23 protein-coding genes are annotated in these 26,492 nt (G+C 58.5%); 12 read left to right on the top strand and 11 right to left on the bottom strand.

What is annotated here, in order from left to right:
- The first annotated feature begins 144 nt into the window (after positions 1-144).
- From lpxL to G403_RS0108115, 3 genes are read left to right on the top strand one after another with little or no spacing between them, the layout of a single operon-like run.
- Complete coding sequence (gene lpxL, locus G403_RS22660) at positions 145-1,068, top strand: LpxL/LpxP family Kdo(2)-lipid IV(A) lauroyl/palmitoleoyl acyltransferase (RefSeq protein ID WP_245578218.1); 924 nt, start codon at positions 145-147, stop codon at positions 1,066-1,068.
- A 53-nt stretch (positions 1,069-1,121) separates the two neighbouring features.
- Positions 1,122-1,934, top strand: a complete 813-nt coding sequence (locus tag G403_RS0108120; protein WP_027853544.1) for a hypothetical protein — start codon at positions 1,122-1,124, stop codon at positions 1,932-1,934.
- Positions 1,934-3,010, top strand: a complete 1,077-nt coding sequence (locus G403_RS0108115) for a glycosyltransferase (RefSeq protein ID WP_211232660.1) — start codon at positions 1,934-1,936, stop codon at positions 3,008-3,010. Before G403_RS0108120 ends, G403_RS0108115 begins: the two co-directional genes overlap by 1 nt.
- Here the strand turns inward: G403_RS0108115 and G403_RS0108110 are convergent.
- The 8 genes from G403_RS0108110 to G403_RS0108075 are packed head-to-tail and all read right to left on the bottom strand — an operon-like array spanning position 2,988 to position 10,825.
- Complete coding sequence (locus G403_RS0108110; RefSeq protein WP_281171143.1) at positions 2,988-4,013, bottom strand: ELM1/GtrOC1 family putative glycosyltransferase; 1,026 nt, start codon at positions 4,011-4,013, stop codon at positions 2,988-2,990. The genes G403_RS0108115 and G403_RS0108110 overlap by 23 nt on opposite strands.
- A 14-nt stretch (positions 4,014-4,027) precedes the next feature.
- A complete protein-coding gene (locus G403_RS0108105; protein ID WP_211232659.1) occupies positions 4,028-4,792 on the bottom strand; it encodes a hypothetical protein in 765 nt (254 codons plus the stop codon).
- A 36-nt stretch (positions 4,793-4,828) separates the two neighbouring features.
- Positions 4,829-5,515, bottom strand: coding sequence for a CatB-related O-acetyltransferase (locus tag G403_RS22655; protein WP_156899661.1), 687 nt, complete (start codon positions 5,513-5,515; stop codon positions 4,829-4,831).
- Positions 5,512-6,270, bottom strand: a complete 759-nt coding sequence (locus G403_RS22650) for a hypothetical protein (RefSeq protein WP_051298727.1) — start codon at positions 6,268-6,270, stop codon at positions 5,512-5,514. The genes G403_RS22655 and G403_RS22650 overlap by 4 nt, the downstream gene beginning before the upstream one ends.
- Positions 6,271-6,298: 28 nt before the next feature.
- Positions 6,299-7,396: a glycosyltransferase family 4 protein gene (locus G403_RS0108090; protein ID WP_027853540.1), complete on the bottom strand. Its 1,098-nt coding sequence runs from the start codon at positions 7,394-7,396 to the stop codon at positions 6,299-6,301.
- Positions 7,393-8,661, bottom strand: a complete 1,269-nt coding sequence (locus G403_RS0108085) for an O-antigen ligase family protein (RefSeq protein ID WP_027853539.1) — start codon at positions 8,659-8,661, stop codon at positions 7,393-7,395. The genes G403_RS0108090 and G403_RS0108085 overlap by 4 nt, the downstream gene beginning before the upstream one ends.
- 5 nt (positions 8,662-8,666) lie before the next feature.
- On the bottom strand, positions 8,667-9,950 hold the full coding sequence (gene tviB, locus G403_RS0108080) for a Vi polysaccharide biosynthesis UDP-N-acetylglucosamine C-6 dehydrogenase TviB (RefSeq protein ID WP_036233035.1): 1,284 nt from the start codon (positions 9,948-9,950) through the stop codon (positions 8,667-8,669).
- Positions 9,947-10,825 carry a mitochondrial fission ELM1 family protein gene (locus G403_RS0108075; protein WP_027853537.1) on the bottom strand — a complete coding sequence of 293 codons (879 nt, stop codon included), beginning with the start codon at positions 10,823-10,825 and terminating at the stop codon, positions 9,947-9,949. The genes tviB and G403_RS0108075 overlap by 4 nt, the downstream gene beginning before the upstream one ends.
- 209 nt (positions 10,826-11,034) lie before the next feature.
- Here G403_RS0108075 and G403_RS0108070 point away from each other — a divergent pair, with 209 nt between their 5' ends.
- Positions 11,035-12,030 (top strand): branched-chain amino acid aminotransferase, encoded by a 996-nt coding sequence (locus tag G403_RS0108070; protein ID WP_027853536.1) that lies wholly within the window; start codon positions 11,035-11,037, stop codon positions 12,028-12,030.
- A 28-nt stretch (positions 12,031-12,058) separates the two neighbouring features.
- On the opposite strand, the gene glnE is transcribed toward G403_RS0108070, so the two are convergent.
- The gene (gene glnE, locus G403_RS0108065; protein WP_027853535.1) at positions 12,059-14,971 is read right to left on the bottom strand and encodes a bifunctional [glutamate--ammonia ligase]-adenylyl-L-tyrosine phosphorylase/[glutamate--ammonia-ligase] adenylyltransferase; all 2,913 of its coding nucleotides are present in this window, start codon (positions 14,969-14,971) and stop codon (positions 12,059-12,061) included.
- A gap of 391 nt (positions 14,972-15,362) precedes the next feature.
- Here glnE and G403_RS0108060 point away from each other — a divergent pair, with 391 nt between their 5' ends.
- The 4 genes from G403_RS0108060 (at position 15,363) to G403_RS0108045 (ending at position 19,572) form a co-directional block, all read left to right on the top strand.
- Positions 15,363-16,388 (top strand): amino acid ABC transporter substrate-binding protein, encoded by a 1,026-nt coding sequence (locus G403_RS0108060; protein ID WP_027853534.1) that lies wholly within the window; start codon positions 15,363-15,365, stop codon positions 16,386-16,388.
- A gap of 81 nt (positions 16,389-16,469) precedes the next feature.
- Positions 16,470-17,678, top strand: a complete 1,209-nt coding sequence (locus tag G403_RS0108055; RefSeq protein ID WP_051298725.1) for an amino acid ABC transporter permease — start codon at positions 16,470-16,472, stop codon at positions 17,676-17,678.
- An 11-nt stretch (positions 17,679-17,689) separates the two neighbouring features.
- Positions 17,690-18,790: an amino acid ABC transporter permease gene (locus G403_RS0108050; protein WP_027853532.1), complete on the top strand. Its 1,101-nt coding sequence runs from the start codon at positions 17,690-17,692 to the stop codon at positions 18,788-18,790.
- A gap of 53 nt (positions 18,791-18,843) precedes the next feature.
- On the top strand, positions 18,844-19,572 hold the full coding sequence (locus G403_RS0108045; RefSeq protein WP_169719892.1) for an amino acid ABC transporter ATP-binding protein: 729 nt from the start codon (positions 18,844-18,846) through the stop codon (positions 19,570-19,572).
- Between the two features lie 38 nt (positions 19,573-19,610).
- On the opposite strand, the gene G403_RS0108040 is transcribed toward G403_RS0108045, so the two are convergent.
- Both G403_RS0108040 and G403_RS24440 read right to left on the bottom strand, forming a co-directional pair.
- Entirely contained in the window at positions 19,611-20,618 is a 1,008-nt protein-coding gene (locus tag G403_RS0108040) for an asparaginase (RefSeq protein WP_027853530.1), read from the bottom strand.
- Complete coding sequence (locus tag G403_RS24440; protein WP_051298723.1) at positions 20,608-21,666, bottom strand: CYTH domain-containing protein; 1,059 nt, start codon at positions 21,664-21,666, stop codon at positions 20,608-20,610. Before G403_RS24440 ends, G403_RS0108040 begins: the two co-directional genes overlap by 11 nt.
- A gap of 200 nt (positions 21,667-21,866) precedes the next feature.
- Here G403_RS24440 and G403_RS0108030 point away from each other — a divergent pair, with 200 nt between their 5' ends.
- The 4 genes from G403_RS0108030 (at position 21,867) to argA (ending at position 26,471) form a co-directional block, all read left to right on the top strand.
- Positions 21,867-22,544: a TIGR00153 family protein gene (locus G403_RS0108030; protein WP_027853529.1), complete on the top strand. Its 678-nt coding sequence runs from the start codon at positions 21,867-21,869 to the stop codon at positions 22,542-22,544.
- A 21-nt stretch (positions 22,545-22,565) separates the two neighbouring features.
- Positions 22,566-23,831, top strand: a complete 1,266-nt coding sequence (locus tag G403_RS0108025; protein ID WP_027853528.1) for an inorganic phosphate transporter — start codon at positions 22,566-22,568, stop codon at positions 23,829-23,831.
- Between the two features lie 122 nt (positions 23,832-23,953).
- Complete coding sequence (gene argE / locus G403_RS0108020) at positions 23,954-25,105, top strand: acetylornithine deacetylase (RefSeq protein ID WP_027853527.1); 1,152 nt, start codon at positions 23,954-23,956, stop codon at positions 25,103-25,105.
- Between the two features lie 25 nt (positions 25,106-25,130).
- Complete coding sequence (argA, locus tag G403_RS0108015) at positions 25,131-26,471, top strand: amino-acid N-acetyltransferase (RefSeq protein ID WP_027853526.1); 1,341 nt, start codon at positions 25,131-25,133, stop codon at positions 26,469-26,471.
- Positions 26,472-26,492: the final 21 nt, after the last annotated feature.

Here is a 26,492-nt window from a genome sequence, read left to right as displayed (position 1 = left end):
CTTGGAGTAAGCGGGCATTGTACAGGCCAATGTACGAAAAATACCATTGCCGGCCAATCACACACGATGCACCGGGTTTGCCCGTCCCGGGCGGTGGACATACAATCCACATCTTTGCTTCCGACCGCACAGTGGACACTGGCTTTGTCAAAAGTACCTCAGAGACAAGGGTTCTGGCAGCCCCGATACTGGCCCACCTGGCTGATGCTCGGCACATTGTGGCTCTGCACACGCCTGCCCTACCGCCTGCAGATTCATCTGGGCGCAGGCCTGGGCCGGGTTCTGTACCATATTAGCCGTCATCGCCGTTTTGTCACCGAAACCAACATCCGCCTCTGTTTCCCAGAACTGACGCACCAGGCGCAGCGTGACAGGGTCAGAGCGGTGTTTCGAAATAACGGTATCGGCATTCTGGAAACCGCGATGGCGTGGTGGATGCCGGAATCCGGGCTGCCCCCCAAACTGGAGCTCAAAGGCCGGGAGTACCTCGACCAGGCACTGGAGCAGGGACGGGGCGTTATTCTGCTCGGTGCTCACTTCTCTTCGCTGGATCTGGGCGGGCTACTGTTTGCACGGTTCTATAAGGTGAGCGGCATGTACCGCCCCCATAACAACCCCCTGATGGACCGGGTTATCCGTCGTGGGCGGGAGCGCTTCTTCGAACGGGCGATCGAGCGCTCCGATATCCGCTCGGTGATTCGAACGCTACGTCAAAACGGTATCGTCTGGTACGCGCCGGACCAGGATATGGGGATAAAAAATGCTGTCTATGCGCCCTTTTTCGGTATCCCCGCCGCGACTATTACCGCCACCACGCGGATGGTCAAACTCAATGACTCCCCGATACTGATGCTGGCCCAGCACCGTCTACCCGACGACAGCGGATACGAGCTGGAACTGTATCCGGCGCTGGAAAACTTCCCCGGCAAGACGCCGGAGGAGGATGCACAACGGGTTAATGCCGCTATCGAGCAGGCGGTTCGCAAGGATCCCAGCCAATATATGTGGGTGCATCGTCGCTTTAAGACCCACCCGCAGGGCAAGAACTTTCTCTATCAAAAGCGCTAAGATGTGGCACAGCCAATGTTAAGTGCAGTCGCCAAGCCAATGGATGAGGGTGTATGACCGAACCGGTAAAGCAGGTTATTTGCATCAAGTGGGGTACCCGCTACGGCCCCGAATATGTCGACCGCATCTACTCCATGGTGGAGCGCAACATCACGCCACCGTTCCGCGTGATCTGCCTGACCGATGACGCGAACGGAATTCGTGAAGAAGTGGTCTGCCGGGGTCTGCCGGAGCTGGGTTGTCCAAGACCCACCAACGCCCCCGGCAAATGGCCAAAGACTGCACTCTGGGGCGACACCCTGTTCGATATAGAAGGCGTGGTACTGTTTATCGACCTGGATGTGATAATCACCGGCAACCTGGATCCGTTTTTCAGCTACGGCTCGCCGGAGGATGTGATCCTGGCACGCAACTGGGTCAAACCGCTGGAGCGACTGGGACAGACCTCGATTTTCCGGTTCGAGATCGGGCGTCATGCCTATATGCTGGAAAACTTCCGCAAGGATCCGGAAGGGATCGCCGGCAAGTACCAGTTTGAACAGCGCTATGTCACCAACTGTGTTGAAGGGGGTGTCAAGTTCTGGCCCCGTGGCTGGGTCCGCCATTTCCGCATGGATTGCCTGGGCCCCTGGCCGCTGCGCTACCTGCGCCCGCCTAAACTCCATCGCGGTACGCGGGTGGTGATTTTCCCCGGCAAGCCGGATCCGTCCGATGCCATGCTTGGACGCTGGTCGGATCAGGTCCCGGTGCGTGGGCGCCTGGCACATATCAAGGCGGCGTTCAGTGGTGAAGTCACAGGCAATCGCTACCGATTCCTAAAACGTTTTTTCCTGCCGGCTGACTGGATCAAGGAGCACTGGCGCTGATGAGTTCTGAGACTCTGCCACGGGTGATGCAACTGATGCTGTCGAGCCAGAACGGCGGTGCAGAAACCTTCTTTGAGAAACTGGCTCTGGGCCTGGCCGATGCCGGGGTGCCTCAGTGTCTGGTGATCGAACCCGACTCGCGTCGTGAAGCACTCTTTGCTGATCATCCGCTCCTGGAGGTGAAAACCCTGCGTTTTCGCGGTTTGCACGAACCGCTGGGGCGGTTGCGCCTGCAATGGCTGCTCAATCGCTGGCAACCCGAGCTGATGCTGACCTGGATGAGCCGCGCAATCAAACGAGCCCCCACCGGCTACTGTCCGATTGTGGCCCGTCTCGGCGGTTACTACCGGGTCGCCCGGTATAGGAAAAGTGACCGGTTGATCGGCAACACGCCGGACATTGTGCGTTATCTGCAGGCCGAGGGGATCCCAGCCGATAAAACCCAGTGTATCCCCAATTTTGGTGAGATCGCCCCCTGCGCGTTGACCGATGAACAGGCCCGGGCACAGCTACGCCAGGAGTTCGCGGTACCGGACAACCACCGCGTGTTGCTCGCACTGGGGCGGCTACATAAAGCCAAAGCCCAGGACACCCTGATCCGCGCGCTGGTCCACGCCCCAGATACAACGCTTCTGATCGCTGGGGATGGCGAGCTTAAAGAGACGCTAAAGGCACTGATTAAAGAGCTGGGGCTGGAGTCGCGGGTACATCTGCTGGGCTGGCGGCGGGACACCGGCTACCTGTTCAAGGGCTGCGATATCAGCGTCTTTCCCTCGCGGGAAGAGCCCTTTGGCAATGTGGTCGTGGAGAGCTGGGCACAGCGACGTCCGTTGATTGCAGCGGCCTCTGCGGGGCCTGCCTGGCTGATCGAGAATGACGTCTCCGGGTTACTTTTCCCGATCGATGATGACCGGGCGCTGGCCGATGCGATTAATCGCGTGGTGAATGAGCCTGCACTGGGCGAGCGCCTGACGGAAGCAGGCTACCAGCGCTATCTGGAGCAGTTCTCCCGCACCGCCATCTGCGATGCCTATATCGAGATGTTCCGCGATGTTATTGCCGGTTATAAACGTTAAGACGCTTAAGCTCAGCCAGCAGCGGTGCCACCAGCGGCTCCAGTGATACCGGCTCGACGGCTTTATTGTCCTCGGGTTTATAGGCGGACAGCTCTGTCATGGCAACGCGCTCTACCCCGGGAAGCCGGGGAAACCCCTCGACCATCTCCTCAAAGAAAGAACCGGGGTCCAGGCGAACACCCTGAGGCGCAAGCAGCGTGACCGGACGGCCACTGCATAGCGCTTCGCTGGCCATGGTCAGACTATCCTGCGTGACCAACACCCGCTGAGCTGCTGCCATGAAAGGTTGCATCACGCGCTTGGGCTCCCGGTTATAGAGCACCAGTTCGGCGATGTTGGGACAATCCGCCAGCTCCTCCTGGAGCCGGGTTTCAACCGCTTCCGGCGTGCGTCTTGAAGTGGTAATCAGCCAATACACACCCTGTTTCTGCGTGAGGGCCCGTATGCCCTCAATCAGCCCGCTCCAATCCGGCTCCTGAAACCGGTGACTTTTGCTGTCGCCGCCAATCATCACGACCCAGCAGGGCTGGGTCGGCAGATTCTCCTGCCAGTAACGTTGGCCCGCTTCGGCTACCGCTTCCGGCGTTACGGCGTTGGGTATGACTCCTGTTACCAGCGACGCGGTATCAAAAGGGCGCGCCACGGGTGAAAGGATCAGATCGAACCAACGATCAGGAAATGGGGCCGGGACCCCGACAAACAGGTTAGCGCTGCGCCATTTTCGCTTCAGGATCCGGCTGGCGAATGCACTTTTTCCGCCACTGGAGATAATTAATGCGGGTGCCTGAGCGGGTAACCTTTCAAAACGGCAAAATAGGCGTAGCAAATACTCACTTAGCCATACTGGACTGACGCTTATCAGCTTGCGCATTACGCCGCGCAGTACGCCCGGGAGTCGGTTCTGCACCCTAAGCGGGTCAAGCTCCACCGGCACTCCGGCACGCTCAAGCAGCCGCACCACACCCTCCGACTGAGCCCGGTGACCAGGAGAGCCCTCATCAATCAGCAGAACTCTGATCAGCTTGCCTCCCCACGTTCAGCCCGGTCCCAAATCTGCTGAATCCAGCGCGCCGGGCGAATCTGCTTGTAGAGTTTCTTATACGGCTTCTTCACAGGCCAGTGCCCCACCACCGCATCATGCGGGTTGGGATCCCCGGGGAAAGCCACCACCCGTGCTGTCGGGGGAAGTACAGGCTCCTTCCAGAAACGGAACGGCCAGGGCGGCACACAATGCGTCTTGAACAGCACACACCACTCATCGGGCCAGAAGGTGATCTCTTTAACCGAGCGGGAGATGTAGGTCTGTGAGTTACGGAACTCGGTCAGGATGCGAGTCTGATTTTCGATCAGATTATCAAACAGGTACGCGTCGGCCCCGACCCTGAACCGATACACGGAAGTGTTACCGATCCCCTTTCCGGGCTGAGTCCAGTTTTGCATAACCACGAATGTTTTTTCTGGCTGGAATTCGAAAAAGGGATCAAGCCCGCCGCTGACCACCACATCCAGGTCCAGATAGAGCCAGTCGCCATCGAGCCCGAAGAGGTGCTCCGAGCCCCGGTATAGCGTCAGTTTGCGCCAGCCTAAACGACGCTGGGGTTCCGGCAGATCGATGGTGGGGCAATCATGACACTCCACCTCTGACCGAATACCGCTGCTGTCGTCAGTCAGGCAGACAAAACGCAGATCGCCAGTCAGATTCTGACGGACCATGGCGTAGAGGCGGTTAACGTACTCGGCCCCGTACAACTGGCCCCATTTCATACAGATAACTTGTTTCATAATTCTCTTAATCGATTGGCTGACCGGTCAGACCTGCTAGCCAGACTTTTTTACCACTTTACCCTGTCCTACGGCCAGCCGGGGATAATTCGCTTTCTCCGGGCTCAGTTCAAGGAGCCTCTCAACAAATTTCAACGGCTGATCAAATGCCAGGTCTCGCAACGCAGGCAAGGGGTACTCCCACCACAGGGAGTTCTGCAGCGCGGCGATAACCTCCGCCTCAAACCGGTATCGAATAGGCTTGGCCGGATTCCCACCAACGATCTGGTAGGGCTCGACATCCTTGGTCACGACCGCGTTACGCGCGATCACGGCGCCGTTTCCGACACGGACACCTGCCATGATCACGGCTCCATCGCCGACCCAGACATCATGTCCAATTTCCACCGGTACCGGATCGGGCCGGTGGGTATGACTGAGGCGGTGGCTGGTGGACACCCAGTCCAGTGGATGGTTGCGACCATCCTGACCCAGCGTAACGTTCCGGCCGATGGAGCAATAGCGCCCGACACTCGCCAGACAATGCACTTCACCACTTCTGATATAACTATGCGCGCCTACCCGAATCTGATCGAGCACCGTCGGGCCCAGCCCAAAACGCCCCAGGCGGACGCCGGGTTCAACCAACCATAGCACTCGGTCGTCAATTAGCGACCGGTTGCCGATATCCACACCTAACTTTTTTGCCCTGCGCCGTTTGAGCGCCAGCAATAGCGCTCTCAATCCTTACCCTCCCAGGCTCGACGGATAAACGACGCCCGCTTCCAGAAACCGTAGGGACCATCCGCCACATCCTCGGGGTCCGGTTTACCGTGGAAGATAATAATCGATGCGCGCTCGGGCAACGGAGTATCGGCGCTTTGCGGTGCGCCCAGCCCCAGCCGCCCCAGGCCGAGTTTCTCAGCCCAGTGCAAGGCCTTCGAGTCCAGACTTTTCTTGTAGGAGAGTACCCGGTCCACGGGCCAGTGTCCGGCATCCGGTACACACTGGTAGATCCACTCCTGATCCCCGTTAAGCGATTCCATGATCTGAGTTTGATTGGCCACAAACTCGGTCCAGATCCGACTATAGGCACCAATAGGGAAGCGCATGACGGAGCTGTTCCACATCTCATTGCGCGACCAGTTCTTGATAATCAGAAAGTCGCCGGGCTGATCCACCAGAAAATCGATATCTCCGGTGATGACCACATCCAGATCCAGATAGATGAGATTGCCGCTCAGGCCATAAAAATCTTCGCGAAACAGCGAAAGCTTATACCACCAGCCATGTAGACCGGTCTCTTCAAGTGGCAATACATCCACGTCCGGCAGCAAACCCTCGGGGTTCTCCGTCATGCAGTGAAAACTGAAGGGGCGGCTCAGATGCCGGGCCACCATCCGATATAGCCGGTTTACATAGTCAGCCGGGTACTTGGTTCCCCATTTCAGGCAGACCACATGGGTTTGCGCCACGGAGGGGTTTTCCTGTCGCTGCAAGGTGCTGGCTCCATCTGCCGGTTTCAGTTTATTTCAGACACTCAGAATAACAGGCGAGGGTCTGTTCAAGCATTGTTTCCCGCAAAAACGGCATTTCGCCAGGTACACTTGGGGTTTTAAGTTGCTCAAGTACCCTCTTCTGCAGCGTTTCGCTGTCACCGAGTTCAACCCGGCCCTGTGGGAAAACCGCTGCCAGAATCTCGCCCACGCCACCGTGGGCATAGCCGACCACGGCCACTTTCATACTCAGCGCCTCGGCCACGGTACGCCCAAAGGACTCAGGCTTGGTCGAGAGCGAAAACACGATATCAGACACCGCATAGATCTCCCGGATATCAGAGCGTGCACCGGTAAAGTGGATACTGTCTTCCAGCCCCAGCTCTTTCACCCGCGCCCTCAACTCCTGGGCATAGGCGCGGCGCTTGGGATCCTCGCCACCAACGATCAGCCCATGAACCGGCTGCCCGGATAACCGAAGAGACGCTATCAAATCGATGAAGTCACCATGACCTTTCAGACGCGTCAAGCGCCCCGGGAGAGTGAGTACTTGCTGACCTTTGAGCTGCGGGTACTGGTCATACCAGGCCTCGCGCCAGGCTTCACTGGGCTGGTAATCAGCGGGAAAGTCGTTGGCATCAATACCGCGGTAGATGAGCCGAATCCGCTCATCGGCGGTTTGTGGATAATTCTGCTGAATATATGCCTTAACTGTTTGTGAGACGGCAATAACACGCTCGCCCCGGCACATGATCGCACTGTAACCGCTGACCGAGTACAAGCCGTGCACGGTTGTCACCAGGTGAGGGCGATCCTGCTCCGGCAAGCCTCGCCAGGCCAGCCAGCACACCCAGGCCGGCATCCGCGAGCGCAGATGCAGAATATCGGGTCGCTCCTTTCGCAACAGACGCCTTACCGCAAAAACATGACGAAAGGTCCACGGCGATTTTATCCCCAGGTCCAGCTCGATATGTCGACTGCCTGCGGCACACAGCTCATCGACCAGACGCCCGCCAGCCGATACCACCAGCGATTCGTGCCCCTGATTAACAAGGTATTCCGCCACCTCCAGGGTACCCCGCTCGACACCGCCACTATCCAGTGCCGGCAGAACCTGCATCACCTTCATTGTTCACCTCCGGGCCGCGCTTCGGTGGCCTTGTCGAGCCTGAGCGCAATAAAGGCAACCAACGCAAACAGGGCGATTTTCTCTGGATGCTTAAAGGCGACTTCAGTGAGAGAGAAAACCGCATAAGCCAGACTCAGGCTGAGCAATAGATACCCTGCGGATGCAAGATGGCTCTGACGCGCACGAATCATCTCAATCGCCCTGATGCCGGGGCCTGCCATCAGATATAGCAGCGCGGCTAATCCCAGTACACCGCGCAGTGCCAGATCTTGCAGGTACTGATTGTGGGCATGAGCACCGGGCAGGAATTCCACCAACGCCGGGTCATACCGCCCCTGGTCCACCCAGACCTGCTTATAGGCCTGGAACTGCTCATTACCGGCGCCAAACAGGGGATGCTCGGCAGCCACATCCAGCGCGAACTGCCAGATCAACAACCGGAATCCGACGGAGCTTTCGAAATGTCCCTCACCGGCTTGAGTCGCCGCAGAATATTCACTCAGTGCCTGCTCAACTCGTGAAGGCAAGGCGGTCTGGCTGATCACCGCACCGCCCAGTACAGCGCCACCAATAAACGCCAGCAGGAGATTGCGCCGCCCATGGCGCCGGGTAGCGCTGAGATGCCAGAGATAGAGGGGTACCAGGGGGATCAGGGCCAACAACACGCCACGACTCAGGGTAAGTGCAGCAGCACACAGAAACACCAACGCGGTCAGCCGCAAGCCGATACGCCAGGCCGGTGTTTCACCCACACTCAAATATGCGGCCAGTAGTGCCATTACAAGGGTATACATACCGAAAAAGATCGGGTTGGTGGCCCCCTGCAACCGCTCATCACCGGCCTCGGACCCGTGCAACAGAATGAGGACCAGACACTCGAGAGCGGCAAACACAACGGCGAGGGTGAGCAAGCGACTCGATAGCCGGATAAAGGATGCGCTGTAAACAAATACGGAGCAGAAGAAAAACATCCAGAGGGTGCTCTCAAACCCGTCGTAGGCCAGATAGGAGCCCAACAGTACCGCCGTATAGAATGCCAGTGGTTTTAGCAAACCGGCACTTTGCACCGTGCTCCAGTCCCCCGCCTGACGGCGAAGCCCGAGGCACAACAACACGGAGATCAGCATCAATGGCTTAAGATAGGCATCCGCCACCGGGAAGATAAAAGCCACGTTTATCAGGTACGCCAATACCAGGTAGATGCTGATTTCAGCTGCCCACTGGAGCCTGGAGTCTGGAGACGTAGTCGTCAGCCGTGTCCCCATAGGAATCAGAGCCTCAGGTCCGCATCTCCGTTGGGCAGCACGTACTTCAGATCGTAAAGGACGTGCTCGGGTTTGCCCCAGCGGCGGATCGCCTCGGTGCCCAACTGGTGAAACTGCTGATGCGCAACAGCCAGAACAATACCGTCGTATGCGCCTTCCGGCACCGAGCTGAGCGGCTTCACGCCATACTCCTCTTCAGCCTCCTGTGGATCGACCCAGGGATCGTAGATTTCTACATCCGCGCCATAATCTCTCAGTGCCAGCAGGATATCGATTACCCGGGTATTACGCAGGTCGGGGCAGTTTTCCTTGAAAGTCAGACCCATGATCAGGATACGGCTGCCACAGACATGGATCCGCTTTTTCAGCATCGCCTTAACCATTTCATCCGCAACGTAAGCACCCATATTACTGTTGATGCGTCGCCCGGCCAGGATCACATCCGGAATATACCCGGCGGATTGCGCCTTGTAGGTCAGGTAATAGGGGTCGATGCCGATGCAGTGCCCACCCACAAGTCCCGGACGGAAGGGTAGAAAGTTCCACTTGGTACCCGCGGCTTCCAAGACTTCCAGGGTGTCGATCCCCAACTTGTTGAAGATAATCGCCAGTTCGTTAACCAGGGCGATATTTAAATCCCGCTGGGTGTTTTCAATCACCTTGGCCGCTTCAGCCACGCGGATGCTGCTGGCTTTATGGGTACCCGCAGTGATGATGGAGCCGTAGAGTTCATCGACCAGAGCGGCCACCTCCGGCGTAGAGCCCGAGGTGACTTTTTTGATCGTGGTGACACGGTGCTCCTTGTCACCGGGGTTGATTCGCTCCGGACTGTAACCGGCAAAGAAATCCCGGTTGTAAACAAGGCCTGACACCTGCTCGATAACGGGGATGCAATCCTCTTCCGTTGCGCCGGGATAGACGGTGGATTCATAGATGACAATATCCCCGGGCGACACCACCTCACCCAACATGCGGGAGGCGCTGAGCAGCGGGGTCAGGTCAGGCTGTTTGTGGCCGTTGATCGGCGTGGGCACGGTAACGATATACACGTTACACTGCGCAAGCTCACTGACATTGGTCGTGAAATGTAAGTTGCTGGCCTGTGCCAGGGCTTCGTCTTCCACTTCCAGCGTGCCGTCGTGGCCCGCCTCCAGCTCATCGATGCGGGGCTGACTGATATCAAAACCGGTCACCGGGTAGCGCTTGCCAAACTCGACAGCCAGCGGCAAACCCACGTAACCCAGTCCGATGATACCTATCTTCAGTTGTTCCAGTGTCGGCAATGTCATACCCAACCCCTATCTACGATCAAGGCGGCGCAACGCTCGGCCTCATTAAATTTTTCCGGTGGCGGTTTCAGCGCACCGCCCGACCATTCCCGGTAACGGCACACGAGCTGCCGCTCGGCCAGCTGCTCAAGCCCCCGGTAAAGCCGTCCCTGCTGGAGCCAGGGTACCGGCAACAAACCGGTGCCGCAGCCGGCACTGAGCGCTTCATAAATCATTGAAACGCTGTCTTCGGTGACCCAGCACTGCTCAGCCTCGGCCAACTCTGCTGCGACCCAGCCATCCGGCGTCTGCGCTGCCGGCACCAACTCCACACCGGGTAGTGTTTGCAAAAGAGCCAGAGTCGAGTCCGGCGTGCGGCGGGAAGTCGTCATCCGCCAGTTGAACGGCGTCCGCGTAAGTGCTCTCAACTGCGCGATCAGCTCTGACTCCACCCAGCCACTGTTCTTTGACGGCCCACCGATCAGAATCAGTCCACGGCCGGTTTGTTTGTCACCGGGGTACATTCGGTTTAACGCCCCCATCGTCCTTTCCACATTCGGTGCAGGGCGCGGCTGATCATGGGCCGGGATCAGGCAAAGATCGAAACAGGTGGTAGGTAGCGTTGGTTTCATCAATACAACGGCTGGTACCCCGTACCAACGTTTCAGCGCCAGCAGTGTCAGATGGGTCCCGTGACCGGCTCCGATCAGTAACCGGGGACGCGGTGCACCGCTGGGCGCACGTCTCAATAGACAGCCGAGAGCCTGCATTCTGGACAGAGGTGCGCGCTCCTCCAGCGTCAGCGAGGGCTTGCAACGCTGCAGCGCCTGCGCCAGCCCCAGAGACTGATTGCGGTGGCCCGGTTTACCATCGCTGATAATCAGCAGATCAGACACTGCACCCCTCTTTACACCCCATCAGGGCGGCCATGATAAACAATTACGAACAGCGGCGACATTATCGGGTTTGATTTGTGTCGCTTTTACACCCTTCGAAAGATTCCATTTTCGCTACGGATGCTTACAATTTACACTCTTGCTTTCGAGTCCGGTCACTCCGGGCTGTATTCGGGAATACTCACTGCTTTTAGGTAGGATGGTCTGATATGTCCGCGTTCGGCTCTGTTTTTATGCCAGAAATGGCAATCTCCTGGTTTGACGGTTCTAACTGGAGCCCGTCGGAGATCGTCTCCAGTGACAGCATTCAGCTTCATCCGGGTGCCCATGTGCTGCACTACTCCAGCACCTGCTTCGAAGGCCTGAAAGCTTTCCGTCATGCGGATGGCTCGGTCAACATCTTCCGGATGGACCGGAACGTCGATCGTTTTGCACAAAGCTCCGAGCTCCTGGCGCTGCCGGAATTCGATAAAGAGATGGTTTCCCGGATGATCGTAGAGATCGTTCGCAAGTTCGCGTCCGATGCCCCGGAGCCACCTGGATCCCTGTATATTCGCCCGACCCATATCGGTACCGAACCGGCAATCGGCAAGGCGGCGGTGCCCTCACTCACCTCCTGTCTGTATATCCTGCTTTCACCGGTGGGGGATTACTTCGCCGGTGGCGACAAAGCGCTGCGGTTGCTGGTGGATGATGGCGGCATGCGCTGTCCGCCCCACATGGGCATGGTGAAAAGTGGTGGCAACTATGCCGGCGCCCTGCTGCCGACCATGAAGGCACGTGCCGAGTTCAAAGCGGACCAGGTGCTGTTTTGCCCCGGCGGCGATGTGCAGGAAACCGGCGCAGCCAATTTCCTGCTGATCGATGGCGACGAAATCATTACCAAGGCGCTGGACGAAAGCTTCCTGCACGGCGTAACCCGTGACTCGATCCTGACCATCGCCCGGGATAAGGGGATGAAGGTATCCGAGCGTGATCTGACCGTCGAAGAGCTGCTTGAGCGCGCCGCGCGCCCGGGCTGCGAAGCAGCACTGTCGGGCACCGCCGCCGTGTTGGCGCCTGTGGGCACGCTGATTTATAAGGGCGAGGAGATCAGTGTCGGCAACGGCGGCATCGGCGAAACCACCGTGAAGCTGCGCACTGCGCTCAACAATATCCAGTGGGGCCGCGCGGAAGACACGCACGGCTGGCTGCTCAAAGTCTGACCTGCCTGCGCTGACAGCCTTCGGGCTGTCAGCACTCCATCAGCGTCTCCCAATACTGACTGATCCGCTCCCGATACTCCTTCAACTGATCTCCGCTCACCACAGTCGGTTTATTTTGCAGCGTCTGCCTGTGGCCAAACGCGCGATAGGCCTTGTAGATCTCTCTTAACTCATCGGCCTGCTCCGGCGCCAGCAACCCCTCGGCCTCAATCGAGTCCAGAATCCGGATATTATCGGTATAAGTCATCAGTTCAGGGTGGTTGCCGGCGTTGGCCAGCACCAGGTACTGGACCATAAACTCGATATCAACCAGCCCACCGCGGTCCTGCTTGAGGTGAAACTGTTCCGCTTCCTTGCTGGGTGATGTTCCCAGTTGCTGACGCATCTTCTCGCGCATCTCACGCACTTCGGTGCGAAGCGTATCGGGATCGCGCGCCTGCCCGACTATAGCCTGTCGTACGGCCTGAAAACGCTCGCTGACCGCCTCACTCCCGCTGACCACTCGCGCCCGGACCAGTGCCTGATGTTCCCAGGTCCAGGCCTCCTTGCGCTGGTAGCTCTCGAATGCCGCCAGCGAAGTGACAAGCAGGCCAGAGTTACCGGAGGGGCGTAATCGCATATCGACCTCATAAAGCTGCCCGGAAGGGGTCAATGTGTTCAGGATGTGAATCATGCGCTGCCCGAAGCGGGTAAAGAACACCGGATTGGCAATCTCTTTCTTGCCGCCGGTGGTCGCCAGGTTGGTATCGGCGTCGTGGATAAATACCAAGTCAAGATCGGAGCCATAGGAAAGTTCAATCCCGCCCAGCTTGCCATAGCCGATCACGATAAAGTCCGGATCACACAGCTCGCCCGGCGAGCGTTGTGGTGTCCCGTACTTGGCGGTCATATCCCGCCACGCCATCTCCAGCACGGCATCAAGCACCGTTTCCGCCAGCCAGGTCAGGTAATCGCTGACCTTCATCAGCGGCAGCGCGCCGGTGATATCGGATGCGGCAACCCGCAGCACATGGGCGTGCTTGAAATAGCGCAGCGCTTCCATCAACTGCTCGGTATCCTCCTCCGGTATTCGCAGCATCAGCTGACGCAGTTCATCCTTGAGCTTGGTTTTATCCGGCGGGGCGAACAGGGTGCGCGGGTCGATCAGCTCATCCAACAAACCCGGCTGATGGGATATTTGATCGGCAAACCAGTGACTGGCCGAGCACAATCGAACCAGCTGAGCCAGGGCGCCGGGATTCTCAGCGAGCAGAACCAGGTAGGCGGAACGACGGAGCACTGCCTGGATCAAGAGCAGCACGCGTTCAAGGGTCTCTTCAGGATTTTCGGTTTCGCCCACCACCTGCAGCAGGCGTGGAAGCACGGCCTGGAGCCGCTCCTGACCAACCTGCTGGAGCATCTGAACGGTTCTCTGCGACTGCAGCTCAACCAGCTTGCTGTAGGCGCGTTCGGCATCCTTAAATCCCTGCTCGGATAGCCACCGCAGCGCGTCCTCCGCCACACCGTCCAGCTCGGCCCGCCACAGGACCAGCCATTCGGCGCTGGCGCGCGCCTCGGCATCACTCTCCTCCTCTTCATGTACGGGCGCGATCACCTCGGCAAAGTGCAGGGAGACCTGCTCGCGATACGCGGCCAGCTGCGCGCTAAAGCTATCCCAGTTCTCGAAACCCAGCACAAAGGCCAGTCTCGCCTGCCCCAGCTCATCCCGAGGCAGCTCCTGCGTCTGACGATCGGCCACGGCCTGCAACGCATGTTCGGTATCACGCAAAAAGCGGTAGGCCTCCAGCAGCTCATCGACAACCTCAGTGGGCATCCCGACGCACTCAGGAAGAAGAGGCAGGATTCGGTTCAGTTCGCGCTGCTGCAACCGTGGGTCACGCCCGCCCCGGATCAGCTGGAAGGCCTGGGCGATAAACTCCACCTCACGAATGCCCCCGGCACCCAGTTTTACGTTTTGGTCCCGGTTCTTTAGCTTTACCTCCCGATTGATCAGCGCCTTCATCTCTCTGAGCGACTCGAACGCGCTGAAATCGATATATTTGCGATAAACAAAGGGGCGCAGTGCTGCCATCAATTCGGCACCGGCAGCCTGATCGCCGGCCACCACCCGGGCCTTAACCATTGCGTAGCGCTCCCACTCACGCCCTTGATCCTGGTAGTAAGTCTCCATGGCATCAAAACTACAGGCCAGCGGCCCCACACTGCCGAACGGCCTCAGCCGCATATCAACCCGGAACACGAACCCATCCACGGTCGGCGCATCCAGCGCCTGAATCAGCCGCTTACCAACTCGGGTAAAAAACTCCTGATTGGAGAGCGACTTACGTCCACCTTCGGTTTCACCGTTGTCAGGGAAAGCAAAAATCAAATCGATATCTGAGGACAGGTTAAGTTCATAGGCGCCAAGCTTGCCCATCCCGAGTACAACCAGACGCTGCTCCTGTTTGCGCCCCTGAGCATCAAGCCCCATGGGGCGCCCCCAGCGCTCAACAGCCCAATCGTGTAACCAGTCCAGCGCCAGATCGATCAGCGCGTCAGCCATCTCGGACAAGGTCCGCGTGGTTTCCGCCAGCTCGGCGCGGCCCGTCAAGTCACGCCAGATGATCCGCACCATTTCACGGCGCCGAAAACGTCGCAGTCGGCGCTGCAGCTCCTCTTCACCGTCACAGCCGGACAGCGCCTTCTCGGCCATTATCCTCAGAGTGCCCGGGGTGTAGTCCTGCTCCAGATCCCCGCTGTCCAGCAAGTCGGCAAGTAACTCAGGCTGACGTTCCAGTTGCTCGGCCACGTAATCACTGCCGATTAGCACCGGAACCAGCTCGCTATCGAGCCAGTCGGGCTGGACCGGTAATTGTGCCAAAGCGGCCTCGATCCGCCGCCGGTTCTGCTCAAGGCACTGACTGAGGCCGGAAGAAAGGGGAGAGGAGGAGTGTGCACGCATTGTGGAAAAGCTCCATGGTGGGACGGTATAAGCCCTACTTTAAACCAGAGCCGGGCCCGCTTAACAGACGCACCAATTGAGAACAGCACGCACAGTGATCGCGCATAAAACACTTGCCCAACCGGTCAAAAAGATATTGACTGTCACCGAACATACACAATCAGACCAAAGGTTTACGGGTTGTGAATGGCGTTTTCCACGCTGACAGGCTACACCTATAGACGGTCCGGGAAGTTCATCGTCCATCCCGAACTCCCGCTATCAGTTTGAAGGAAACCGCCTGCCATTGAGTTGGAACAGGTTTTGCTAACTGAACGGTCAGTCAAATAAAAACAGAAAATTAGGGCACTAAAGCCCAGCTTTGGAAAAAAACTCACCAAAGAGGACCTAAATGATGCTGAAAAAAACCTTACTGGCTAGCGCAACGCTGTCACTTACCATGGCGACGTTTGCCGCTCAGGCTGCCGGCACACTGGATGCCGTCAAGGAACGCGGTTACGTGCAATGTGGTGTTACTTCCGGTGTTCCGGGTTTCTCGGTACCGGATCAGGATGGTAACTGGGTCGGCCTGGATGTGGATGTCTGCCGTGCGGTGGCCGCTGCATCTCTGGGTGACGCGAGCAAGGTCAAATTCACTCCGCTGAACGCCAAGGAACGTTTCACCGCTCTGGCCTCCGGGGAAATCGACGTCCTCTCCCGTGTTACCACCTGGACGCTGACCCGCGATACCCAGCTGGGTATCAACTTCGCCGGCGTCAACTACTACGACGGTCAGGGCTTCATGGTTAAGAAGGACCTGGGGCTGAAAAGCGTTAAAGAACTCGATGGTGCCACCATCTGTGTCCAGTCCGGTACAACGACCGAGCTGAACATGGCTGACTACTTCCGCACCCACGGTCTTGAGCATACGCCGGTGGTATTCGATACCAACGAGCAGGCGGCCACCGCGTTCGATACCGGTCGTTGCGATGCCTTCACCACCGACCTGTCTCAGGCCTATGGTCTGCGTACCCGGATGAACGATCCAAGTTCTGTGGTTGCGCTGCCTGAAGTTATCTCCAAGGAGCCTCTGGGTCCTGTGGTTCGTCAGGGTGATGACCAGTGGTTCAACATCGTTAAATGGTCGCTGAGCGCCATGCTCAACGCCGAAGAGCTGGGTGTAACCTCGGCCAACGCTGATGAAATGAAAGCCTCAAGCGAAAACCCAAGCATCAAGCGTCTGCTCGGTGGCGAACAGGGTCTGGCAGAAGGCATGGGCATCAGCGATGACTGGGCGTATCAGATCGTCAAGCAGGTCGGTAACTATGGCGAATCCTTCGCCCGCAACGTGGGTAAAGACTCTCCACAAGACATTGACCGTGGTCTGAACAACCTGTGGAACAACGGCGGCATCATGTACGCGCCGCCAATCCGCTAATCATCTGTTCGTCACACGGAGCCGGCCGATCGTCGGCTCCGTGCATCCACCTGTTACCCTTTGGGACTGGAGAGACAACTGATGTCATCGGACCTGCCTAACGCCAAGGGAAGCACGCCCGCCACAGACCCCAGCCAGGAGGTCAAGTTCTACAATGACCCCGCCAAACGCGCCCTGGTTTTCCAGGTTCTGCTGGTTTTGGTTATCGGCGCTTTCATCTGGTTTATCGTTTCCAACACCCTGAGCAATCTGGAACAGCGCGGTATCACCACCGGTTTCAGCTTCCTCTCTCAGGAAGCCGGTTTTGGGATTCCCCTGTCACTGATCGAATACTCTGAAGCCTCCAGCTACGGCCGCACCTTTCTCGTCGGTCTGATGAACACGGTACTGGTCTCCTTCCTGGGGATTGTAGCCGCCACCATACTGGGCTTTATCCTGGGCATCGCCCGGCTGTCGGATAACTGGCTTATCGCCAAGCTGTCTGCCGTTTATATCGAAATCTTCCGAAACATCCCGCTGCTGCTGCAGATTTTTTTCTGGTACTTCGCCGTCCTCAGGGCATTGCCATCGCCTCGGCAAAGCATGGAGTTCTTTGGCACCTACCTGAATATTCGCGGCTTCTATATGCCCGCGCCGGTCACCGAAGCCGGTTTTGGACTGGTTTGGGGCGCTCTGGCCATTGCCATTATCGCGAGCGTTCTGATCAAGCGCTGGGCCCACAAACGCCAGGATGCCACCGGTCAGATATTCCCCGCCGGCTGGGTCAGCCTCGGACTGATTATTGGCCTGCCGCTGATCGCCTTTGTCATCGCCGGAGCACCGTTAACCTTTGACCACCCGGAACTGAAAGGTTTTAACTTTCAGGGCGGGATGACGATCATTCCGGAATTGGCCGCGCTCTGGCTGGCCCTGACCATCTACACCGCCGCTTTCATCGCCGAAACCGTGCGAGGGGGGATTCTGTCGGTTCCCCATGGCCAGATTGAAGCCGCTTCCGCGCTGGGGCTTCCGAAGACCCGAACCCTGCGCCTGATCGTTATTCCGCAGGCGATGCGGGTCATTATTCCTCCGTTGACCAGTCAGTATCTGAACCTGACCAAGAACTCATCGCTGGCCACAGCCATCGGCTACCCGGACCTGGTTTCCGTGTTCGCCGGGACGACACTGAACCAGACCGGCCAGGCGATTGAGGTCATCTCGATGACGATGGCGGTATACCTGTCGCTGAGTATCCTGACCTCGCTGTTCATGAACTGGTACAACAAGCGCATGTCGCTGGTTGAGCGCTAAGGGGGCTACCGATGAAATATGAACTTCAACCCACGCTTCCGCCCCCGGCCAATACCATTGGCGCCATCGGCTGGGCGCGCAAGCATCTGTTCAATGGACCGCTCAACTCCATCGCCACCGTCCTTCTGGCCTGGCTTGCATTCACGATACTGGCTCCGGTCGTTCAATGGGTGCTGATCGATGCCAACTGGACCGGTACTGCCCGGGAGTCCTGCACCGACGGTGGCGCCTGCTGGGTCTTTATCGGCCAACGTATCGATCAGTTCCTGTACGGTTTCTACCCGGACTCCGAGACCTGGCGACTGGACTTGGCCTTTTTCCTGTTGCTGGGCCTTATCCTTTGGCTGGCTATTCCCAAGCTACCCGCTAAGGGGATCGCCGCACTGATCACGCTGGTCATCTACCCGGTAATCGCATTCTTTCTGCTGACCGGGGGAAGTTTTGGACTGGAGGCCGTCGATACTCACCAGTGGGGCGGTCTCAGTCTGACCCTGGTTCTGGCCGTGGTCGGTATGGTGGCATCGCTGCCCATCGGGGTGCTTCTGGCATTGGGGCGACAGTCCGACATGCCGATCGTTAAATCACTGTCGGTGGTTTACATCGAGATCTGGCGCGGTGTCCCGCTGATTACCGTGCTGTTCATGGCATCGGTCATGCTGCCGCTGTTCTTCCCCGAAGGTATGACCTTCGACAAGCTGCTGCGCGCCCTGATCGGTATCACCATGTTCCAGTCCGCCTACATGGCGGAGGTCGTGCGCGGCGGTCTGCAGGCGATTCCGAAAGGCCAGTACGAAGCCGCGGACGCGCTGGGACTGGGTTACTGGCAGAAGATGATTCTGATCATCCTGCCCCAGGCACTGAAGATGATGATCCCGGGGATCGTGAACACCTTCATCGCCCTGTTCAAGGACACCAGCCTGGTGCTGATTATCGGTCTGTTCGATCTGCTGGCCATCGTCCAGGCAGCCACCAACGACCCGAAATGGATCGGTTACGCCACTGAAGGCTATGTGTTTGTGGCCTTCGTCTTCTGGATTTTCTGCTTCAGCATGTCGCGCTACAGCCAGCATCTGGAGAAACGGCTACACACCGGACACGGTAACCGGGCCTGATTTTGGAGATTAAGACAATGAGTGACGCGGTAACCCATTCCGATGAGCAGCTGATGATCGAGCTGCGTAACATGAACAAGTGGTACGGTGAGTTCCACGTACTGAAAAACATCAACCTGGAAGTTAAGAAAGGCGAACGCATCGTTATCTGCGGACCGTCCGGCTCTGGCAAGTCCACCATGATCCGATGCATAAACCGCCTGGAGGAGCACCAACAGGGGGACATTATCGTCAACGGCGTGCCGCTGACACAGGACGTGAAGAAGATCGAAGCGATCCGCAAGGATGTGGGCATGGTGTTCCAGCACTTTAACCTGTTCCCCCACCTGACCGTGTTGGAGAACTGCGTGCTGGCACCCATCTGGGTGAAGAAGATTCCACGCAAGGAAGCCGAAGCCACCGCCATGAAATACCTGGAACGTGTAAAAATCCCGGAGCAGGCCAAGAAGTTTCCCGGCCAGCTCTCCGGGGGGCAGCAGCAGCGTGTAGCGATCGCCCGTTCCCTGTGTATGAATCCGGATGTGATGCTGTTTGACGAACCAACCTCCGCCCTGGACCCCGAGATGATCAAGGAAGTGCTCGATGTCATGATCGAGCTGGCCCAGGAGGGGATGACCATGCTCTGCGTAACTCACGAGATGGGCTTTGCCAAAACCGTGGCAGACAGGGTTATCTTTATGGATGGCGGTCAGATCATTGAGGAGAACCCGCCCCACGAGTTCTTCAACAACCCGCAGCATGAGCGTACCCAAATGTTCCTCAGCCAGATCCTCAACCACTGAGGCCTCGAAACCGGGCAGTCCCTGCGCTGCCCGGTTCGCTAACCCATCTCCCCGCAGATGGAACGTTGCATCAGCCCGGCAATCTCGGCCGCGCTATGACCGGCAGCCAGCAACCAGTGCAGCTTGCCGAAAGCGGCTTCCAGCGTCATGTCGTTTCCCGCAATGACCCCCACCCGTTCCAGCGCAGAGCCGGTCGCATAGGTTGAAGGGACGACCGCTCCGCGGTAGCACTGGCTGATATTGACTACCACCTTACCCGCCGCAACCGCGGCCTCCAGCGTTTCCAGCCAGCCCGGCTGACTGACCGGTGCATTGCCCACGCCATAGCACTGCAGGATCAGGGCGCGGCAGTGAGCCTGGCCCAGCATCGCCTGGAGCTGGCCAGCGCTCAAGCCCGGAAACAGACGCAGTACGGCCACCGAATCGGCGTCGCAAGTGGCGACTGAAAACTTCGGCGTACCGGCAGGCAAAAGCAGCTGTTCATTTAAAGCCAGATCGATGCCCAGAGTTGCCAGTTCCGGAAAGTTGGGCGAGTCGAACGCAGCCATGGCTCCGGCATCCATCTTGGTGGCCCGGTTACCTCTCAACAAGCGTCCATTAAAGTAGATAGCCACCTCGTGGATTTCAGGTCGCGCCGCCAACTCCAGCGCCCCCAGCAGATGTCCTTCCGCATCATTACGGCTGTTGTGCAAAGGAATCTGGGATCCGGTCAGAATCACCGGTCGGTCCAGACCGGCAAGCATGAAGGAGAGCGCCGCAGCGGTATATGCCAGGGTATCGGTACCGTGCAGAATCACGATCCCGCGATACTGCACCAGATGCTGTTCAATCAAGGCAACGAGCTGAGCCCAGTGGCCGGGAGATAGCTCTGCGCTGTCGATCAGTGGCTCCAACTCGATAAAATCGAAAGTCGGCAGCGCACCGAGGCGAGCACCCAGCCGCTCACGCACCATGCGCTCGAACCCCTGGACCGGCTCGAGGCCCGCGGGGCCCGGCATCATGCCGATCGTTCCCCCGGTGTGGATGACCAGCAGCTCAGCGCTCATTCACATCCCCTTCTGCATCTTCGGCCATCTGCCACAGCAGCTCGCCTGTCGCCAGCGCCAGCTGCCCCGGCAGGGTCTTGTGGCGCAGCCCCTCCAGATGCGATTTTGCTTCCTGCTTGCGCTGTGCCTTCCAGGCGGCAGGCATACAGCTCAACAGCCGCCAGTCGTGGGCGCGCGCCACCTCCGAACGTAACCGCTGATACTGGGAAATCAAGACCTGGCAATGCTCCGCCACTTCGGGCAGAGACTCCAGCGCCACCAGCAACAGATCCAGGGTTTTCACCAACCGCCCCAGTGCAACTTCGTCGCCCGCAAACGCGGCGTCCAACAGCGGCGGCCACGCCTTAAGGCACGCGGATATCAGAGACACCAGTGTGAAGGTTTCGCTGTTCTGAAACTCCACGTTGACCTGTGGCAACGCGTGCACGTCATGCCCGGCAAGTCGATAGCCGCGCTGTGCTTTACTGGCATCCAACACCTGCACCGGCAACTGGCGCGCAATTTCGGAAGCCAGCTGGAACAGGCAATCCGGTGTGCCGCGCTTGAGTTCCAGCTCGATTTCACAGATCGGTTCAGAGCGACCACCGGCCAGGATCTCGCCCTGGTCGAACGCCATCTCGACACGCCAGCCACCGGCTTCATCACCCTCAAGCATCACAATCCGGCGCTGGAAATTAGTCTCAAAAACAGGGACCAGCGTTTGTAAGAGTCCTTCGCCCCCCGTTAGTGAATCCGGCAGATGGTCTGCCAATACCGCACGGTCCAGTGTCGGCTCATCACGGGGCCACTCCCATTCGTTGCGGATAGACAGCCCCGCTTGGCCATTACCTGCACTCTTCAGTGTCTGGATGTAGCCCGCCCCCTGACGCCGAATCCTCAGCGCCGAGCGGGCCAGATGGAGGTCACAGCCTGGAGTATCGTAGTAAATATTGGTCAGTTCCAGAGCGTCTCCCGGCTCCTTCTCACCGGCCCCCGGCAGGGCCAGACCGGCCACGTCCTGCGCATATTCCGGCAAAATGGCCAGTTTCAGTTCTGTTTCCGCTCCCATTACTTGGCTCCACTGAGTTGGTTTTATTCCATTTTAGGTCCGATAAGACCGGGCACCAACCAGGCATCCATGTCCAATCCCCAAATTCGGCGATATTTAGATGAGTTATGACAGTTTAATTGCGCTTTTATTACAAAAAAGCGGGTTTCATACGTATACTTCGCCCCAATTCCAACCGGCAAAAAATCAGGTACACATCAATGGTAAACAGCCCCCTTTTCCAGATGTTCGCCCGTTCTCCCTTCATGCCGATGCAGGAACATATCGATAAGGCGCAGGCAAGCGCCGCTGAACTCGTCCCGTTTTTCCAGGCGGTGATCGAGGAGGACTGGGAGAAAGCCGCTGAGCACCAACGGCAGGTTACCGAACTGGAGCACCAGGCAGACGCCATCAAGCGAGAGATTCGCCAGAACCTCCCAGGCAACCTGTTCCTGCCCGTCCCTCGCACCGACCTGCTCGATCTGATCCGTATGCAGGACAAGATCGCCAATAAAGCCAAGGATATCGCCGGGCTGGTGTTGGGTCGGCAAATGACGATTCCCGTCGCTCTGCAGGGAGGTATGCTCAAACTCCTCGATACGGCACTCCAAGCCACCGACCAGGCCAGGAAAGCGCTTCATGAGCTCGACGAGCTGGTGACATCGGGCTTCCGTGGCCATGAGATCGAGGTGGTCGAGAAGCTGCTGACCGAACTGGACCGCCTTGAATACGAAGCAGACAAGCACGAGCGCGATCTGCGCGGTGCCCTGTTCGCCGTAGAGCGTGACCTGTATCCGGTCGATGTGATGTTTCTTTACCAGATCATCAGCTGGGTCGGAGACCTGGCAAACCGCGCACAACAGGTAGGCAGCCGTCTGCAGCTGCTTCTGGCCCGTTAATAGCTGTCGAACGAGGAACCAATGGAAATCATAGTTCAGCACGGTGAGATCTTTGTCATCCTGGCCTGCGTCTTCGGTTTTTTCATGGCCTGGGGCGTGGGTGCCAACGACGTGGCCAATGCCATGGGCACTTCGGTTGGCTCACGCGCGATCACGCTTAAGCAAGCGATCATCATCGCTATTCTGTTTGAGTTCGCCGGCGCCTACCTGGCCGGTGGCGCGGTAACCGCAACCATCCGGAAGGGGATTATCGAGCCCGGTATTCTCGCTGGTAGTCCGGAGCTGCTGGTGTACGGCATGCTTGCTTCACTGCTGGCGGCCGGTGTCTGGCTGCTGGTCGCCACCCACTTCGGCTGGCCTGTGTCGACGACCCACTCTATCGTCGGTGCCATCGTTGGCTTTGCGGCGGTGGGAATTTCCGTGGAGGCGGTGCACTGGGGCAAGGTCGGAACCATCGTTGCCAGTTGGGTCGTCTCGCCCGTCACTGCCGGTATTATCGGGTTTGTGCTCTTCAGGAGCGTACAAAGGCTGATCTTTGACACCAACGACCCGTTCAGTAATGCCAAGCGCTATGTGCCTTTTTACATGTTCCTGGTGGGTTTTATCGTTGCGATGGTTACCTTCACCAAGGGGCTCAAGCACATCGGTCTTCATCTTAGCTGGGGTCAGAGCGCGCTGATATCTGCGGTTGTAGCGCTGGGCGTAATGGCGCTGGGCGTCTTTATGCTGCGCCGTATCAAGGAAGACCCCAAGGCGGACAAAGAGTATCACTTCACCAGTGTGGAAAAGGTATTCGGTATCCTGATGCTGTTTACCGCCTGTGCCATGGCGTTCGCCCACGGCTCCAATGACGTGGCCAACGCGGTGGGCCCGCTCGCGGCCGTGGTCGGCGTCGTTGCTGCCGATGGCGGTGTGGCGCAGAAATCGGCCATGCCGGCATGGATTCTCCTGCTCGGCGGCGGCGGCATCGTGGCAGGGCTTGTCATGTACGGTCATAAGGTTATCGCGACGGTGGGTACCAATATCACCGAGCTAACCCCGAGCCGTGGGTTTGCGGCAACACTGGCGGCCGCTTCGACCGTTGTGGTCGCGTCGGGCACCGGGCTACCGATCTCCACCACCCATACGCTGGTCGGCGCCGTACTCGGGGTCGGTATCGCACGGGGTATGGCCGCTCTGAACCTGAGGGTGGTAGGCACAATCTTCGTGTCCTGGGTCGTTACCCTGCCCGCCGGCGCACTGCTCTCTATCCTGTTCTTCTTCATGCTCAAGGGCATCTTTTCCTGATCCCCGGGCCCTCTGCGCCGACCGCCCTGGGCGGTCGGCGTCTATAATGGACGCTGCACGGTAAAGCCTGCACAATATCGCTTTGCCCATGCTGACCCTTCAGCCAACGAGCGGAGTCCATCATGTCTCGCACTACACCCAACGCTCTGGCGATGCTGCGCGAACTGATCGCCGCACCCTCTATCAGCTCAACCACACCACAGTGGGATCAGAGCAATCTGGCCGTTATCGAGCACCTGCACACCTGGTTGGACGGGCTGGGCTTTAACTGTGAGGTGATGCCCGTACCCGGAGAAAAGAACAAAGCCAACCTGATCGCCACATTGGGCTCAGGCTCCGGTGGACTGGTCCTGTCCGGCCATACCGACACTGTACCCTGTGACCCGGAACTCTGGCTCAGCGATCCGTTTCGGATGGTCGAGCGTGACCAGCGCCTGTATGGGCTAGGCACCTGCGATATGAAAGGTTTTCTGGCGCTGGCGATAGAAGCGGCCAAAGAGTTTGCCGATCAGCCGCTCAAACAGCCTCTTATCATCCTGGCGACCGCCGATGAGGAGAGCTCCATGTCCGGCGCCCGGGCGCTGGCCGAGGCGGGTAAACCGAAAGCGCGGGCAGCGATCATTGGCGAGCCTTCCAGCCTGCGCCCGGTACGGATGCATAAAGGGATGATGATGGAGGCCGTGCGGATCGAAGGCCGGGCCGGTCACTCTTCAGACCCTTCACTGGGGGCCAATGCCCTTGATGCGATGCATGGCGTGCTTAACGAGCTTTCCGCCTTCCGCCAGGAACTGAAAGAGCGCCACCGTAACAGCCACTTCCGCGTCGACTACCCCACCATGAACTTTGGCTGTATCCACGGGGGCGATAACCCCAACCGAATTTGCGGCCAGTGTGAGCTGGAGTTCGACCTGCGCCCTCTGCCCGGCATGACCATGGAAGGGCTGCGCGATGCGATCAGCGAACGCTTGCTGCCATTGGGCGAGCGCTTCGGCGTAAAGCTGGAGGCTCGTTCCCTGTTCCCGGGCATTCCACCCTTTGAAAACCCGGAGACTCAGGGGCTGGTTGCATTGGCGGAAAAGCTCACAGGCCACACCAGCGAGGCTGTGGCGTTCGGTACGGAAGCCCCCTTCCTTCAGGGACTGGGGATGGATACGATCGTCATGGGGCCGGGTTCCATCGATCAGGCTCATCAGCCCGATGAATTCCTGGCACTGGACCAGATCCAGCCGACCCTCGACATACTCAAACAGATGATTACCCGCTACTGCCTCTAAACAGGCCCCCTGACAGGTTACCCACGTGAACGACACCACACTCGATTTCGTCAACTGGTTCCGCCACTCTTCCCCCTACATCCATGCGCACCGGGGCAAGACGTTTGTCCTGATGCTCGGCGGTGAAGCGATCAACGACAGTCGCCTGGCCAGCATCGTGCACGATATTGCCTTGCTGAACAGCCTCGGTGTACGGCTGGTGCTGGTACATGGCGCGCGTCCTCAGATCGATGAGCGCACCCGGGAAGCCGGGCTGGAAACGCGTCTCCACCACGACCAGCGGGTGACCGACAGCCAGACCCTGCGCTGCGTGATTGAGGCCGTCGGCCGCGTGCGAACCGAAATCGAGGCCCAGCTCTCCATGGGGCTGGCCAACACCCCCATGCACGGCGCTCGCATCCGCGTCTGTGGCGGCAACTTCGTGACCGCACGTCCGTTGGGTGTGCTCGACGGGGTTGATATGGGCCATACCGGCGAGCTCAGACGGGTCGATAGCCAGGCTATTCAGAAACAGCTGGACCTGAACAATATCGTTTTGATCTCCAACCTGGGTTATTCGCCCACCGGCGAAGTGTTCAACCTGTCCGTCGAGGAAGTGGCCACCGGGACTGCCGTCGCACTGAAAGCCGACAAGCTGATTCTGTTTGGCCAGCAGGAGGGGATTCGCGACTCCAGCGGCGAGCTGCGCAGTGAGCTGTTGGCCGAGACGGCACGCCGACTTGTCCATCACTATGAGACCAGCGTTGCCAATGACCCGGAAGCGCCCTGGACCGAAACCGCCTGTCTGCTGCAGGCTGCGGTCGATGCCTGCGATAAGGGCGTACCACGCTGCCACCTGGTCAGCCACGCGCAGGACGGCTCACTGCTGATCGAGCTGTTTACCCGCGATGGCACCGGTACCATGATCAGCAAAGAATCCTACGAGCAGGTGCGCGCAGCCACCATTGAGGATGTCGGTGGGATTCTGGAACTGATTGCGCCTCTGGAGGAGAGGGGTATTCTGGTACGCCGCTCCCGGGAGCTGCTGGAGGCGGAAATCGAACGCTTCAGCATCGTGGTTCGCGACGGCGCAATTATCGGCTGTGCCGCACTCTATCCGTTCCAGGATGACCGTATGGGGGAGCTGGCCTGTGTCGCGATCAGCAACGAGTATCGCGGTGGGGCACGGGGTGATTTGCTGCTGGAGCATATCGAGGATGACGCCCGCAGTCAGGGGCTTAAGTCCCTGTTTGTGCTGACCACCCGTACTGCACACTGGTTCCTGGAGCGCGGCTTCAGAGCCGCCCCGCTGGATTCATTGCCAGGGCAACGTAAAGAGCTCTACAACTTCCAGCGCAACTCCAAGGTATTCATAAAGCCGTTGTAAAACCTGGCATCGCAAGTCTGA

Origin of the sequence: Marinobacterium litorale DSM 23545 (genome assembly GCF_000428985.1) — a bacterium.
Taxonomy (GTDB): Bacteria; Pseudomonadota; Gammaproteobacteria; order Pseudomonadales; family Balneatricaceae; genus Marinobacterium_D; species Marinobacterium_D litorale.
This window is presented reverse-complemented; position numbering and strand designations above follow the sequence as displayed.